Annotated in this window: 15 protein-coding genes; 7 read left to right on the top strand and 8 right to left on the bottom strand. The window is 55.0% G+C overall.

All coding sequences use genetic code 11. From position 1 onward, the window contains the following. Positions 1 to 12: 12 nt before the first annotated feature. The 3 genes from HMPREF2842_RS03970 (at position 13) to HMPREF2842_RS03955 (ending at position 4,087) form a co-directional block, all read left to right on the top strand. Positions 13 to 645, top strand: a complete 633-nt coding sequence (locus HMPREF2842_RS03970) for a response regulator transcription factor (RefSeq protein ID WP_070642869.1) — start codon at positions 13 to 15, stop codon at positions 643 to 645. A gap of 216 nt (positions 646 to 861) precedes the next feature. Then, the gene (ychF, locus tag HMPREF2842_RS03965; RefSeq protein ID WP_070642866.1) at positions 862 to 1,947 is read left to right on the top strand and encodes a redox-regulated ATPase YchF; all 1,086 of its coding nucleotides are present in this window, start codon (positions 862 to 864) and stop codon (positions 1,945 to 1,947) included. 148 nt (positions 1,948 to 2,095) lie between these two features. After that, positions 2,096 to 4,087, top strand: a complete 1,992-nt coding sequence (locus tag HMPREF2842_RS03955; RefSeq protein WP_083309205.1) for an AAA family ATPase — start codon at positions 2,096 to 2,098, stop codon at positions 4,085 to 4,087. 170 nt (positions 4,088 to 4,257) lie between these two features. Here the strand turns inward: HMPREF2842_RS03955 and HMPREF2842_RS03950 are convergent, their stop codons facing one another. Then, complete coding sequence (locus tag HMPREF2842_RS03950) at positions 4,258 to 4,470, bottom strand: TOBE domain-containing protein (protein ID WP_005505155.1); 213 nt, start codon at positions 4,468 to 4,470, stop codon at positions 4,258 to 4,260. Between the two features lie 361 nt (positions 4,471 to 4,831). Here HMPREF2842_RS03950 and HMPREF2842_RS03945 point away from each other — a divergent pair, with 361 nt between their 5' ends. Continuing rightward, on the top strand, positions 4,832 to 5,200 hold the full coding sequence (locus HMPREF2842_RS03945) for a zinc ribbon domain-containing protein YjdM (protein WP_070642857.1): 369 nt from the start codon (positions 4,832 to 4,834) through the stop codon (positions 5,198 to 5,200). 179 nt (positions 5,201 to 5,379) lie between these two features. On the opposite strand, the gene HMPREF2842_RS03940 is transcribed toward HMPREF2842_RS03945, so the two are convergent. From HMPREF2842_RS03940 to HMPREF2842_RS03930, 3 genes are all read right to left on the bottom strand, one after another. Further along, positions 5,380 to 5,637, bottom strand: coding sequence for a GlsB/YeaQ/YmgE family stress response membrane protein (locus HMPREF2842_RS03940; RefSeq protein WP_044150247.1), 258 nt, complete (start codon positions 5,635 to 5,637; stop codon positions 5,380 to 5,382). Positions 5,638 to 5,836: 199 nt separating this feature from the next. Continuing rightward, positions 5,837 to 6,229, bottom strand: a complete 393-nt coding sequence (locus HMPREF2842_RS03935; RefSeq protein WP_049346960.1) for a DoxX family protein — start codon at positions 6,227 to 6,229, stop codon at positions 5,837 to 5,839. Between the two features lie 454 nt (positions 6,230 to 6,683). Beyond that, positions 6,684 to 7,457, bottom strand: coding sequence for an LppP/LprE family lipoprotein (locus tag HMPREF2842_RS03930; protein ID WP_049349355.1), 774 nt, complete (start codon positions 7,455 to 7,457; stop codon positions 6,684 to 6,686). A gap of 276 nt (positions 7,458 to 7,733) precedes the next feature. Between HMPREF2842_RS03930 and tpx the strand changes: the two genes are divergently transcribed. Beyond that, the gene (gene tpx / locus HMPREF2842_RS03925; protein ID WP_049327611.1) at positions 7,734 to 8,234 is read left to right on the top strand and encodes a thiol peroxidase; all 501 of its coding nucleotides are present in this window, start codon (positions 7,734 to 7,736) and stop codon (positions 8,232 to 8,234) included. Positions 8,235 to 8,448: 214 nt separating this feature from the next. Here tpx and HMPREF2842_RS03920 read toward each other — a convergent pair whose 3' ends face one another. From HMPREF2842_RS03920 to HMPREF2842_RS03910, 3 genes are all read right to left on the bottom strand, one after another. Beyond that, positions 8,449 to 9,420, bottom strand: coding sequence for an AzlC family ABC transporter permease (locus HMPREF2842_RS03920; RefSeq protein WP_053088741.1), 972 nt, complete (start codon positions 9,418 to 9,420; stop codon positions 8,449 to 8,451). A 9-nt stretch (positions 9,421 to 9,429) separates the two neighbouring features. Then, a complete protein-coding gene (locus HMPREF2842_RS03915; protein WP_049349357.1) occupies positions 9,430 to 9,765 on the bottom strand; it encodes a branched-chain amino acid transporter permease in 336 nt (111 codons plus the stop codon). A gap of 504 nt (positions 9,766 to 10,269) precedes the next feature. After that, on the bottom strand, positions 10,270 to 11,100 hold the full coding sequence (locus tag HMPREF2842_RS03910; RefSeq protein ID WP_049349359.1) for an AzlC family ABC transporter permease: 831 nt from the start codon (positions 11,098 to 11,100) through the stop codon (positions 10,270 to 10,272). Between the two features lie 223 nt (positions 11,101 to 11,323). Here HMPREF2842_RS03910 and HMPREF2842_RS03905 point away from each other — a divergent pair, with 223 nt between their 5' ends. Together HMPREF2842_RS03905 and HMPREF2842_RS03900 are read left to right on the top strand one after the other, a co-directional pair. Beyond that, the gene (locus tag HMPREF2842_RS03905) at positions 11,324 to 11,836 is read left to right on the top strand and encodes an OsmC family protein (protein WP_193389287.1); all 513 of its coding nucleotides are present in this window, start codon (positions 11,324 to 11,326) and stop codon (positions 11,834 to 11,836) included. Between the two features lie 308 nt (positions 11,837 to 12,144). Continuing rightward, complete coding sequence (locus tag HMPREF2842_RS03900) at positions 12,145 to 13,638, top strand: amino acid permease (protein ID WP_005508477.1); 1,494 nt, start codon at positions 12,145 to 12,147, stop codon at positions 13,636 to 13,638. Between the two features lie 138 nt (positions 13,639 to 13,776). Here the strand turns inward: HMPREF2842_RS03900 and HMPREF2842_RS03895 are convergent. Further along, on the bottom strand, positions 13,777 to 14,140 hold a 364-nt coding region (locus tag HMPREF2842_RS03895; RefSeq protein WP_141752179.1), incomplete at its 5' end, for an LPXTG cell wall anchor domain-containing protein.

The raw sequence follows: 14,140 nt of genomic DNA, 5'->3' as shown, positions 1-14,140 counted from the left end.
TGGGAGGCTCCCATGATTCGTGTTCTGCTCGCTGACGATCAGCAGCTCATCCGTGAGGCCCTTGCCGCCCTGTTGGGCCTGGAGGTTGACCTGCAGATTGTGGGTCAGGTCGGTAGCGGTGATGAGGTGTTGGGTGCTGTCGCCCTATTGAAGCCGGACGTGGTGCTGCTGGATGTGCAGATGCCCGGTACTTTGCTGGCTGATGGTATTGAGGCAGCTGCGGCGTTGCGTGATGCGGGTGCTTTGAGTGAGTCGGGTGAGCCGGTGCGTACGCTGATTGTGACGACGTTTGGCCGCCCGGGCTATGTGCGCCGCGCCCTGGAGGCTGGTGCGAGTGGTTTCGTGGTGAAGGATACGGGTGCTCGCCAGTTGGCGGAGGCGATTCGTCGTGTGCATGCGGGGTTGCGTGTGGTGGATCCGTCGTTGGCGGCGGATTCTTTAGTGACGGGTGCTTCTCCGTTGACGGAGCGTGAGGCGCAGGTGTTGCGTGAGGCGGCGTCGGGTGGTACGGCTCAGCAGATTGCGGCGGCGTTGTTTTTGTCGGCGGGTACGGTGCGTAATTATTTGTCGGCGGCGATGGCGAAGACGGGTGCGTCGACTCGTCAGGATGCGGTGCGTATCGCCACGGAGAACGGCTGGCTTTAGCCCCCTGCTCTCATCAACCCGGGCGGCTCCTGCTCGAACACGGTAGAATGGTAGTGTCTATGCCCGCAGGCGCCCCGCACCCGTTTCTTCCTGAGACTGGCGGTGTTGCGCTTGGAAGCGGGCACCATTTTCGCCCTGTGCCCGCCCGCACCCGCCGCATCACGTACGCGGCGCATCCTGCGTGTTTGGCGGGGTACATGATTCGAAGGAAAACTTGTGGCTCTAACTATCGGCATTGTTGGCCTGCCTAACGTGGGCAAGTCCACCCTGTTCAACGCTCTGACCGGCAACACTGTGCTGGCGGCTAACTACCCGTTCGCGACCATTGACCCGAACGTGGGCGTGGTGAACCTGCCGGATGCGCGTCTGAACCGTCTGGCTGAGATTTTTGGTTCGGAGCGTATTCTGCCTGCGACTGTTTCGTTCGTTGATATTGCGGGTATTGTGAAGGGCGCTTCTGAGGGTGAGGGCCTGGGTAACAAGTTCCTCGCGAACATTCGTGAGGCGCACGCTATCGCCCAGGTGGTGCGTGCGTTTGATGACCCGGACGTCATTCACGTGGACGGCAAGGTCGACCCGGCATCCGATATGGAGACCATTAACACTGAGCTGATTCTGGCTGACCTGCAGACTCTGGAGAACGCTATTCCGCGTCTGGAGAAGGCCGTGAAGATTAAGAAGGGTGACGCCGCTCAGCTGGAGACTTACAAGGCCGCGCAGAAGATCCTGGAGGATGGCGGCACCATCATTTCTCGTGCGAAGGACGCGAAGCTGGAGCTGGCTCACTTGAAGGAGCTGAACCTGCTGACTGCTAAGCCGTTCATTTACGTGTTCAACGCGGATGAGGGCATTCTGGCGTCTGAGGAGAAGCAGCAGGAGCTGCGTGACATGGTGGCGCCGGCTGAGGCTGTGTTCTTGGACGCGAAGCTGGAGGCTGATCTGGTGGAGCTGTCTGAGGAGGAGGCTCGCGAGATGCTGGAGATGAACGGTCAGGATGAGTCCGGCCTGGACCAGCTGGCTCGTGTGGGCTTCTCGACTCTGGGTTTGCAGACTTACCTGACTGCTGGCCCGAAGGAGGCTCGCGCCTGGACTATTTACAAGGGTGATACTGCGCCGCAGGCTGCTGGCGTGATTCACTCTGATTTTGAGCGCGGCTTCATTAAGGCTGAGGTTGTGTCTTTCAAGGACCTGGACGAGGCTGGCTCCATGGCGGAGGCGAAGGCTCGCGGTAAGGTCCGTATGGAGGGCAAGGACTACATCATGCAGGATGGCGACGTGGTGGAGTTCCGCTTCAACGTCTAAGCTTAGAATAATTAAATAAATTAATATCTGAGTAACAGTGAAGTTATAAGATCCCCTTGAGACAGTTATATCTGTGATGAACTGATACTCAAGGGGATTTTATTGTATCTACGCAAATTAGGAAATCTATTGGTTCTAGGAGGAATAAATGGTAATTGCGAAACATGTATCAAGAATAAGGGTTGATACAGGTTATGCTGGGAAGAAATATTATTCATTTTTTGCTAAAGAAAGTAAAAATCATACCCGCTACAACGCACAATGCGCCGTTGTTCTTGGTCGTAATGGAGCGGGAAAATCAACAATTGCACGTGCTCTTCAAGGTAAAGCTGACAGTAGATCCAGCATCAAATTTTTTGATATGAATGGGGTCTCTTTGGGGTATGACTACTCGAATGTGCGTGTATTTGATGAGATGTACGTTATTGAAAATTTCCGTGCATACAATTCAGGTCATCTTAATCCAATTATTTTGCTTGGTGATTATGTAAAAATAGTAGAGGAAATCGATGATTCCAAAAATCAAATTTTAACGATTAAGGAAATTATATCTCAAAAGAACAAAGAGTTTTTAGATGATATTTGGGGCACATATGCCCTGGGATCTTCCAGTGAATTGTATGCAGATGTATGTAGAAAATTTGTTGAGGCGTATATTGATAATCTGATGTATGCTAATAGGCATGAGCCTGTTAGGTGCAGTATGTTGCGCAAAACTCTCTTGGCCGGAATCTTCGAAGGGGATAGAAGCTCTCGAGATTATTTTTTTTATAGGTTTATTTCCTTGGGTCTCAACCAGGGTATGGATAAAATTAAACGCATTGAACTAGACGAAGCGAATGTAAATAAGGGTAATCTTGAGTTATATGAAAAAGAATTGTTGGAAATTTTGCGTCAATTATACCAATTGGCTTATAACGAAATTACTGAAGGGATTTATTCTGGGAGGGAATCTTATGCTTATATGGATGGGAAAAATCTCTATACTGAATGTTATCAAATAATTATGAATATTTTATCCGGAATCGATTATTCTTTGTATACCGATTTATTTGACCGTAATATATTAGCGCAAGTTACCAATCTGACAAAAAGTGAAATGTCTGACATGAGGTCAAAAAAGGCGCAGTTAGAGAAAGCTGAGGAAGAGTTAGAGCGAAAAAGGCGCGAGGACTCTGACAGTCAAGTTGTTGAAAGCATGAATCAGTGGTTGCGGGTAATTTTTGGTGAGGATGTACTACAGCTTTACTCTGATGGAGCTTATGGGTATAAAGTAACAAAAAATGGTATAGATATTTCGCCTAGTATTTTGTCCACTGGGGAACAGAATATTTTGGCACTGTGCTATTTCTTTGTTGATATATCTAATGGGGAAAAAGCTTTGACTATTTCCGATAGAGATCAGATTATTGTCCTAGATGATCCAGTGTCTAGCTTTGACTATAGTAATAAGTATGGTGTTATCCAGATTTTAGATCATGTGGCTGGAATTGTATCCGAAGATACATCTAAGGCAAAAATGATTATTATGACGCATGACCCTGTTACCGCCCTTGAGATATCAAAGTCAATAAATTATAGAGTGGGTGGCAATAAGATAAAATGTTGTGAAATTGTGGATGGTCAAATTATAAATAACAAAAAAGAATGTATTAGTCCTGTATCTTTTGAAGATATCGATGAATATAGGAATATTTTAGAGAAAATGTTTATCGTTGCCACTGAAGAGGGGAAGGGTGTAGACTCGCTCTCTCCTAATGAGGTGAGGCGTGTATGGGAAGCATTTTTGCGCTTTGAATTAGGGGAATCTAAGATTTCGAATAGAAATGCCATGGATCGAGTGGCTTGCTTTTATGATGACCAAAGTGTGGAATATAATTTCTTAAAATCATTTATATCCTATGTGTATATAAATCAAGATTCACATTCAGGCAGTCAAATGCTATTCGAAAACTTTGATTTAATTCCTATCCTTGGTCGTCATGAATTTGAAAAACACATACGCCAAATTATCCTTTTTATGCGACTTGTAGCGCCACATCACATACCTTCTCGGTTGGCGAGCAAATTGAAAGACATTGCAATGTATAGAGATCCTCTCAATAAAATTTATGAGAAAGAAGTCCTAAAGCAGCCGTAAAAAGTTGCATCATGCAGGACGGCGACGTGGTGGAGTTCCGCTTCAACGTCTAAGCGATAAAAACATAAAAGCGGGGCCCCGCACCGTGAACGTACGGTGCGGGGCCCCGCCCTATTAACCCTCGCGCACCATAATAGGCAGCCGCCGGGTGTAAGTCTTATCGACCGGGATTAGTGGTCAGCACCAACCATAACGTTGGAAGCCTTGATGACTGCGTAAGCGGTCTCGCCAACCTTCAGGCCCAGTTCCTTGATGGACTCGTTGGTGATGGAAGCAGAGATAACAACCTCGGGAGCGATCTCAATCTTAACGATGCCGTTGGTTGCGCCCTCGGTGATCTCAACAACCTTGCCTGCGAACTGGTTACGTGCGGAAAGCTTCATGAAGTCGTGCCTTTCACTACTCAAAACGTACAAATGCTCTAGATACTTTACACGCCTTATCTTCTGCATAATGAGCAAAAACCCGAATTTTCGTAAATATTACGCACAAACCAGGCAAATTTTATTTTCGGCTTCACCCACGCCCTGCCCCCACCCCAAAAGACCGGCAAAAACCAGCCCCACACATGCAGTTCGCACCCGTCAAATGGTATAGTCAGCACGAATGCGAGAATCCTCGCACCCTCCACCGTCGCACCCCGCCCTCGCTGACGCGCGCCCACACGCCGCAGCACCACCGCCCAACGCTGCGGTAATCAAGGGACAGGGGAGCGGCGCATCCGCACAGACAGAAGAAGGAACCATGAGCGAAAACCTCAACGAAATCGAAGCACCCGCCTGCCCCGAATGCAGCGAAAACTACACCTACGAAATGGGCGAACTCTGGGCATGCCCCATGTGCGGCCACGAATGGGAACGCACCGCAGCAGGCGAAACCGAAGAAGAAGCAGGCACCAAGGTTCTCGACTCCGTCGGTAACGAGCTCGTCGACGGCGACTCCGTCACCATCGTCAAGGGCCTGAAGGTCAAGGGCGGCGCAGACATCAAGGCAGGCACCAAGGTGCGCGGCATCCGCCTGCTCGAATCCCCCGTGAACGGCCACGACATTGAGGCGAAGGTCCCCGGCGCAGGCCAGATGTACCTGAAGTCCTCCGTCGTCAAGAAGGCATAAGCTAAGAAGGCATAAGCCAAGGCGATATAAGCCAAGGCGATATAAGCCAAGAAGACGTAATGCCTCCTGCGAGGCGCAGAAAAGGCGGCACCTCCCGCACTAGCTCACGCTAGGGGAGGTGCCGCCTTATGCTTTATAAAAATTGCTTAGGTTTTAAAAGAAAATTGACGAATATTTCTTTACTTTTTACCGGTCAATCCCATGTACAGGGAAATGGTCAGCATTGCAGCAATAATTGAGATAATCCAGCGAATCCAGTCAATGCCGCTAGTGTCTGCAACACCCAGCTGGGTCGCTGCCCAGGTACCGATTGCTGCGCCGACAGCACCGCAGATAATGGTCCAAAGAATCGAAATGTTCTGGCGGCCTCGCATAAAGAAGCGTGCAAGTGCACCAATAATTGCGCCGGTAATAATGGTGCCAATAAAAGTACCCATTGTAATCTCCTTGGGTTTATATATCTGCCACTGTGGCAGATAGTATGTTGTTTTCAATTATACGTAAATATGATGTAAGAAGAGCTTATGTGAGCTTTTATTAAGCTAAAAGCACCTTAGTGTTTTATCTCTAAAACGCTAAGGTGCTTTTCTCGTCAATGAGATGAGTGTCGAATGTATCGAATGGTGAATGTATTGACTACTTCGACTTGCGCCAAATCTTCAGCGCGCTACAAATCAGCGGCAGCTGCAGGGGCAGGCGACCGTACGCAATAGCCTTACGCTGAGTGGACTGGTTACGCGCATCCAGAGCCATCTGAATGTTCGCGGGGAACACCGCAACAAACAGCAGAGCCGCAAGCAGGCCACCGGCACGGCGGGTCTTATCATTAGCCAGCAGGGCAGCGGTGCCCAGCTCAGCTACACCCGAACCGTGAGTGTACGCGTGGGCAGGACCCGGCAGGTACTTCGGCACAATCGAGTCGAAGGGTTCCGGGATGATGAAGTGCAGCGCACCCATCACAGCGAGGGCGCGAGCCATGCGAGTAGCCGAGCGCTCAGCGCTGTACTCTTTCTTCTTAAAAATACTCATGCTCCCATTATGCGCTCGTCAGAGGCATATTCCCCGCCTCAACGATGCGCTGAACCGCTGCGTGTTTGACTGTCTAAAATGCGGACTAGGCACGTCAAATAGAAAAACGTTGTTCAAAAGCAGGTAAGATAGGGAGCAACGGCACCACGTGCGGATGACGCCCCGCCTGCCCTCACCTTTAGGTGAGTCGCCAGACGGAGCAAAACACCGGGTGCCCTTCAGAACAATCAAAGGAGTACATCATGAAGAAGATTCTGTTCATCGCTATCCTGGCAGGCGCCGCATACTTCGGTTACAAGAAGTTCGCTGCCTAAATAGCTAGCCCTCGGGCACTCTACATATCCTTAAGCAACGGAAAACCCGCCGTCTCACATATGCACCATATGCGAGACGGCGGGTTTCTCGTACGCCCAACCTCCTGGGCATCAAACACGTAGCCTATAAGGTGAACCGGCTACTCGCTCGGCGGAACCTCACCGGTCATCACAACCTTGTTCTGCGAAGAGCTCCAGCTGAACTCAGCAGTCGTGCGACCGCTCGCGCTGGCGGAACTCTCATCGCCCTTCACGTAGCGGTAGGTCACGCTAATCGAGCTGTCCGAAGTGCGGGTAATCACCGGAGAGAACGAGTACGGCTCATAGGTTGCGGTACCAATGAACTTGCCGCGGTGGAACAGCAGAATGTGGTGCGCCATCGAGGAAATGCAGCAATCAGACGGGGAAGAACCCGGAATCGCGTCAATCCAGGACAGCTCAGCACAGGGGTCGTAACCCTCGTAGCTTGCCGAAACGTTCGTCCACTGATCCCACTTGCTCTTATTCTTCAACTCGCGCAGAGCCTTAGACACCACGGTCGATGCAGAATCAGACGCGCAGGTGGAATCCTTCTTCGACTCAGACTTAGAGGTCTTCGACTCGGATGCGGTCGGCTCAGCATGAACCGTAATCGTCACCACCGACGGCACCGGAGCAGGCGACGAAGCACTCGGGGTAGCGCTTGCGGATGCGCTCGGGGTAGCGCTAGGGCTCGCCGACGGGGTCGGGAACAGTGCCTGAGTGGAGGTCGCGCTCGCGGAGGCAGAAGCGCTGCCAGAAGAAGACACCACGGTACCCGAAACGGCAGAATCAGTGCTTGCCGAGCAGGAAGTGACAACGAGAGCTAGAGCGGCGCCCAATGCAGGTAGAGCCAAAGCGGTACGGCCGGTGAAACGGCGGCGATTAGAAGACATGGATACTCCTGAAGATGCGCGGCAGCGCGCATCGGTGCTGGTCAAGAAGTGAATAGTGAACTCGTCCAGTATAGGGAAAAAGAGGCGGGCACGTGGTGCGCGCGGTCAGTGCCGTTCGTTACCGTAGAGTCACAGACCAGGATTACCGCTAGACAGCCGCTACAGCAGGGCCAGAAGAAGTGAAGCAACGTAGCAGAAAATCAGCTATGCGGAAACTCCGCCCGCTAGTGCCTGTGTCCCCTTGCACACCCGCCGTATCCAAGGGACAATGAAAGCATGGCTGAAGTAACTCTACAGAACGAACTCGTAATCCACACCAACGGCGACCTGCCCGCAGTCGGCGCAAAGTTGCCCGAATTTTCGGTTCTCGCGGCTGATCTCTCCGAGATTTCCTCCGCAGATTTCGCAGGTAAGAACCTGGTGCTGAACATCTTCCCCTCCGTCGACACCGGTGTCTGCGCAAACAGCGTCCGCACCTTCAACAAGCAGGCTGCAGGCCTGGAGAACACCGTCGTGCTGTGCGTCTCCAACGACCTGCCCTTCGCAATCGGCCGCTTCTGCGCAGCCGAGGGCATTGAGAACGTTGTGACCTCCTCCGCTTTCCGCTCCTCCTTCGGTGAGGACTTCGGCGTGAAGCTCGTGGACGGCCCCCTGGCTGGTCTGCTGGCACGCTCCGTGGTCGTCGTGAACCCCGACGGTGAGGTTGTCTACACCGAGCTGGTTCCCGAAACCACCAACGAGCCCAACTACGAAGCAGCCCTGGCAGCTATCAAGTAAGCTTGGTACGGGACCGGACGCAAGCCCGGCACCCGCATAGTACTTCCGTCAGGGACACCTGGCGGTACACAGCACAGCAGATACTGAACGTCTACAGTGCATGATCTGGGGTTCACCCACACATGCGGCTGGCGACAGCATAACGCCCCGCCCACCCGGTATTTCGGGTGGGCGGGGCGCTTTACTATATCCAGACTTAGCTCGCGATTCAGACTTAGTGTGCGGAGGTGCCGGGATGGCCGGGAGCGTCGGAGGTTTCGGCAGTTTCGGCGGCTTCGGCGGGGTCCTCATCCGCGACCAGCATATGCTCCGGCAGGGTGCCTCGGCGCTTAGCCACCACAAAACGTGACACCAGCAGCAGAATGTACACCACCATCGAAATCAGCAGCATCGACTGCGGCGCCACCAGCAGACCAACCGCCGCAGACACACCCGCAATAGCGGCAGTCGTGCGGTCCTTAGAACTGCGATACGCATCGATAGCGAGCACCGCAAAGAGCGCCGTCATCACAAAATCCACGCCCTTGAGCTCGCTCAAGAAGCTTGCACCCAGCACATAGCCGAGCGTAGCGCTCGCCAGAACGCTCAGGTGCAGGCCCGCGTGGATCCACAGGATGCGGGAGGCACGAAGCTTATGGCGGTCCGGTCCGGTGTTCAGCGCGTACGCCTCATCAATGAGCGTGTACACAGTGTAGAACTTCGCCAAGCCGCCACGCACCCGCTCAATCGGGTAGGACAGACCGTACATGAGGTGGCGGGAATTAATGAGCAGAGTCATCACGGCGATAGAGAACAGCGACGCATGATTCGAGATCATATCGATCAGCACGAACTCCACCGAGCCGGCAAAAACCAGAACCGGCAACAGGGGAGCCACCCAGAACGGCAGACCGTAACTGTGCACCAGCACGCCCAGACCAATGCCGACAAAGAACAGGCCCAGCATGATGACACCGGCGGTGCGCATCGCCTCGGCGAAGCCGCTCTCGCGCGGCTGCTGCGGCCCCTGTGCATCGGGGGAAGCGGGAGCCTCCACCACGGGAATCATGCCGGTTAGCGGAAGCGCAGAAGCAATGACCTGCTCCACCTGCTCAGGAGAAGCCTGATGGGGCGCGGGTTGGCTCGCCTGCTGCGGTGCAGGCTGAGAAGAAGCAGCGGAAGAAACAGAGTTCTTAGAGATGCTCATCATGACCCCCTAGAAAACCCAGTTAGCCAGCACAACACAGGTGACGGTACCCGCCACCATGCTCAGCACCATATTCTTGCGCCACAGGTGCGCACCCACGGTCACCACCAGGCCCGCAAGGTACGGTGCCGCCGTTTCAACGGAAGAATAATTAATCTTCACCACCGCATAGATGGCAAGTAGCGCAACCGCGCCGAGCGGAATCCAGTGGCTGAGTGCATCCAAAAGTTCGGAGCCAGCCAGAGCCTTCTTCAAACCGAAGGGAAGCAAACGAAGCAGGAACGTAATACCTGCAGCCACAAGAATCGCGGCAAGAATATAGCCGGTGGTCACTTCACTGTTCATGAAGATTTTCTCTTTCTGCACATACTCAGCGAAAGACCCCGAAAGAGTGCCCCGAAGGGGGGGGAAGAACCCCTGAAAGAGGCGCGCGGGTGAAGCCGTGAAAGCATCCGCGAAAAAAGGGTAGGGGATAGCCCAACCGAAAAGGGGCTGGGGGCTAAGTAGTGCGGTAGGTACGTGAGTTGATGAAAGCCGCGAAACATGGAGGCGGAGGGCCGTTCCTCCTGCACGAGTTTTCTGCGTGGATAGTTGCGTGCGTCAGTAGTTCTCGTGCGTGACCTCGGGTGATGCCGCTCCCGGTGCGGTGTTACTCCGGGGCGGCACAGCGTTCTGCGTCGCTAGTTTCCTTAGCGGTGTCTTTCATCTGAGTCATGGGGTACCTTCACCTCTGGGAGCCTCCGTGCAGGTTCGCGCGGGAGGCATTTTAGTAATCCTAGAAATAGAAAGAGGGGAGAGCGAAGCTCCACTCATCTATCCTAACCGGTTTCGAACACGTATGTAACGTTCTTATCGCTGTGTGGAAGCGGGCGCATCAGCGGTAGCGGCGCTTTCAGCCTCAGCCGCTACCTCATGCACAGCACGATGCGGCAGAGTACCGCGGCGCTTCGCCACCGGGAAACGCGCCAGCAGCAGCACCACATACGAACCCAACGCCACCACCAAGAACGAGGCCGGCGCAAAAATCAGCGCAACCGCCGCCGAAACCGCCACAAAAAGCGCCGTCACACGATCCGGGTTGGCGCGGTAGCCGTCCATCGCAAGAACCGTGAAGATGGCCACCATCACGAAGTCCACGCCCTTCAGATTACTGAGGAAGCTCGCACCCAGCACATACCCGAGGACTACGCTCAGAACCCACGACACGTAAATCAGCACGTTCACCCACAGAATGCGCGCCCCCGAACGCTCATTACGGTCGGGACCGGAGTTAACCGCGAACGCCTCATCGCAAAGAGTGTGAATCGCCAGAGCCTTAGCCCAGAAACCCTTCACATTGTGCAACGGGTAGGAAAGACCGTACACCAGGTGGCGCGCATTCACCAGGAACACCGTCAACGCAATCGACGCCAGAGGTGCGCCACCACTGACCATACCCACCATGAGGAACTCCACCGAACCGGCAAAAACTAGGGCAGATAGCAGTGGCGCAGTCCAGATCGGCAGGCCGTGAGCGTTGAGGATAATACCCAAACCCAAACCCAGCACAGCGATACCGAGCATCACCACGGAAGAATCCGCAACAGCCAAGCGGAAATCATTCTGCGTGCTCGTACGCTCAGTGCCGGGACGCCTCGTACGTTCAGTGCCGGGACGCTCAGCGCCGGGGGTCTGTGCCATAAAAGAGTTCCTTGTGTATGTTGTGCTCTTCAAAAAATCTACTGTGTGCGTGAGGGACTTCGAAGCTCCGCCGCGGTTTTCCAGTGTATAGGAGCAAGCGGTTGACCGACGAGAAAAAGAGTCCGGGAATAAAATAATGAGAAACACGCTTATAGTGAATGACGCTAAACAACGCGGCGCTGAATAACCTAGCGACCGCGCAGACAACCCGAAAGGAACCTCCATGGCTGAACAGAACAACGCTGAGCAGAACAACGCCGTGCAGACTGCAGAAGAGCAGAAGAAGGTGTACTCGCGCCAGCAGGAACGCCGCGAACTCGACAACTACCGCCAGACCAAGATCGAGCGCATCGACCGCCTGCGCTACCGTGCCTACGGTGCCAACGGCGCAACCCTCGACTTCGGTGTGGGCGAGGGCCTGCTGACCCCCGTCGAGCTGCTGCTCGCCGCGATTGCCGGCTGCTCCTCCGTGGACGTGGATGCGGGCACCTCCCGCCGCTCCACCCCCGAGGTGTTCGAGGTGCTCGCCTCGGCGCTGAAGCAGACCGAAGACGGCGCGGTGCGCCTCGACGACGTTGAGGTGGACTTTGATGTGCGATTCCCCGAGGATGAGCAGGGCGCCAAGGCGCAGAAGATGGTGGACCGTCTGATTCAGCTCAGCGAGCAGAAGGACTGCACCGTTTCCCGTACCGTGGCGCACCCCACGAACGTTTCATTCCACAACCTGGCTGACTAAAGCCGGGTGAGCTGAATAGATCGGGTGAATTAGCCTGATAGGGAACCCTCCCGTACCGCTTATACATGAGCGGTGCGGGAGGGTTTTTCTGTGTTTTTGTGGTTTTGGGTGGAAAAGAGCCTCAAAAGCGAGTAGGATTGACCCTCAGATTAGGAAAACTTACGGTACGTAAGAAATCCTTAAGATTGAAGAATTTCTTGACCCAGGCACAAACCTTCGGCGACACCACCCGCAGCAGGACTAGACTGGACACCAGACTAGACCGCTAGCAAACGCACGAAGCAATAGCCTCAGAAAGAAGACCTGACATGGCACAGCCTACAGAGACTTCCGGCGCTGCATCGGAAGCCACCCCCGCAGAGGGTGAACTGAAGCGAGGCCTCTCCGCCCGCCACATGCAGATGATCGCAATCGGCGGCGCAATCGGCACCGGCCTCTTCGTCGCATCCGGTAAGACCATCTCCACCGCAGGCCCCGGCGGCGCAATCCTCGCCTACGCCCTCATCGGCATCATGGTGCTCTTCCTCATGCAGTCCCTCGGCGAGATGGCTGCGCACCTGCCCGTCCCCGGCGCATTCCAGACCTACGCGGCACGCTACGTGTCCCCGTCCTTCGGCTTCGCCATGGGCTGGAACTACTGGTTCAACTGGGCGATTACCGTCGCCGCCGAACTCGTCGCCGTCGGCGAGGTGATGAGGTACTGGTTCCCCGATATCCCATCCTGGGTGTGGGCGGCAGGATTCCTCGTGCTGCTGACTGGCATCAACGCCCTCTCGGCACGCTCCTACGGTGAAAGCGAATTCTGGCTCGCCACCATCAAGGTCGTTACGGTGGTCGTCTTCCTCATTGCAGGTATCGCCATGATCTTCGGCATCCTGGGTGGTAGCTCCCCGGGCGTCTCCAACTGGACCGTCGGTGAGGCACCCTTCGTCGGCGGCGCACCCGCCGTACTCGCCATCTTCATGGTGGCAGGCTTCTCCTTCCAGGGCACCGAAATGATCGGTGTGGCTGCCGGCGAATCTGAGAACCCCCGCCGCGACGTGCCCCGCGCGCTGACCAGCGTGTTCTGGCGCATCATGCTCTTCTACATCGGTGCGATGGTCGTCATCGGCTTCCTGATTCCTTACTCCGACCCGAACCTGCTCACCGCAGCGGACGGCAACATCAACATCTCCCCGTTCACCCTCATCTTTGAGCGTGCGGGCATTGCCTTCGCGGCAGCCATCATGAACGCCGTGATCCTCTCCGCAGTGCTCTCTGCAGGTAACTCGGGCCTGTACGTTTCGGCTCGTATGCTCTTCGCGCTCGCCCAGGAGGGTAAGGCACCGAAGATGTTCACCCGCATCAACTCCGGCGGCGTGCCCATGAACGCGCTGCTGGCAACCGCAGCTATCGGCGCGGTCGGTTTCATCGCCGCACTGCTCTCGCCGGACGGCGCGTACCTGTGGCTGGTGAACGTGTCCGGTCTGGCTGGCTTCATCACCTGGGTGGGTATCGCCGTGGCTCACTACCGTTTCCGCCGCGCGTACCTGAAGCAGGGCAACAGCCTGAAGGACCTGCCCTACGTGGCGCCGTTCTTCCCCGCGGGCCCGATTATCGCCTTCCTCATGTGCCTGGTCGTTATTGGCGGCCAGAACTACGAGGCGTTCCTGAGCGGTGACTGGGCTGGCGTGCTCAGCTCCTACATTGGTCTGCCCGTGATTATCGCGGTCTGGCTGGTGCACCGCGTGGTCACTCGTGACCGCCTGATTCCGCTGGAGCAGATTGACGTGAGCGGCATCGAGGTTAAGGCTTCGAAGTAACGCAAACGATTGCGCCAGCTGATTGAATGAGCTGATACGTGAAGAGCCGCCGGTTCCCCTGATTGAGGGGAGCCGGCGGCTCTTTGCTATCCGCAGTTTATTCCGTACGGGTGAGCTAGGCTGTATGCCCTGCAGCTCTTAGGAGTGGCGGCGCGAGCGCAGAACGCTCAGACCAAGACCCGCACAAATCGCGACAACGCCAATGCCAACAAGCACGCCAACACTGGATGCGCCGGTGCTCGCCAGGGTAGCCTTCTTGGGGTTGCTTTCCTGAGCCAGATGATCTTTAGCGGGGCTGTCCTTAGCGAGGCTGTCCTTAGCCGAGCGGGCGGCGGTCACCGGAGCCTCCTGAGCGGGCTTGCTCTGAGCTGGCTTGCTCTGAGCTGGTTTGCTCTTAGGATGCGCTACGGTTGCGTCCTCCAGCTTGTCAGCGTTCGGGGTCTTATCGGCAACCGGTGCTTCCGGCAGTGCGGGAACGGTGGGTGCGTCGGTCGGGTTTACA

This window comes from Rothia sp. HMSC069C10 (assembly GCF_001812205.1).
Taxonomy (GTDB): domain Bacteria; phylum Actinomycetota; class Actinomycetes; order Actinomycetales; family Micrococcaceae; genus Rothia; species Rothia mucilaginosa.
The sequence above is the reverse complement of the archived record's forward strand: the minus strand, read 5'-3'. Positions and strand labels throughout refer to the sequence as shown.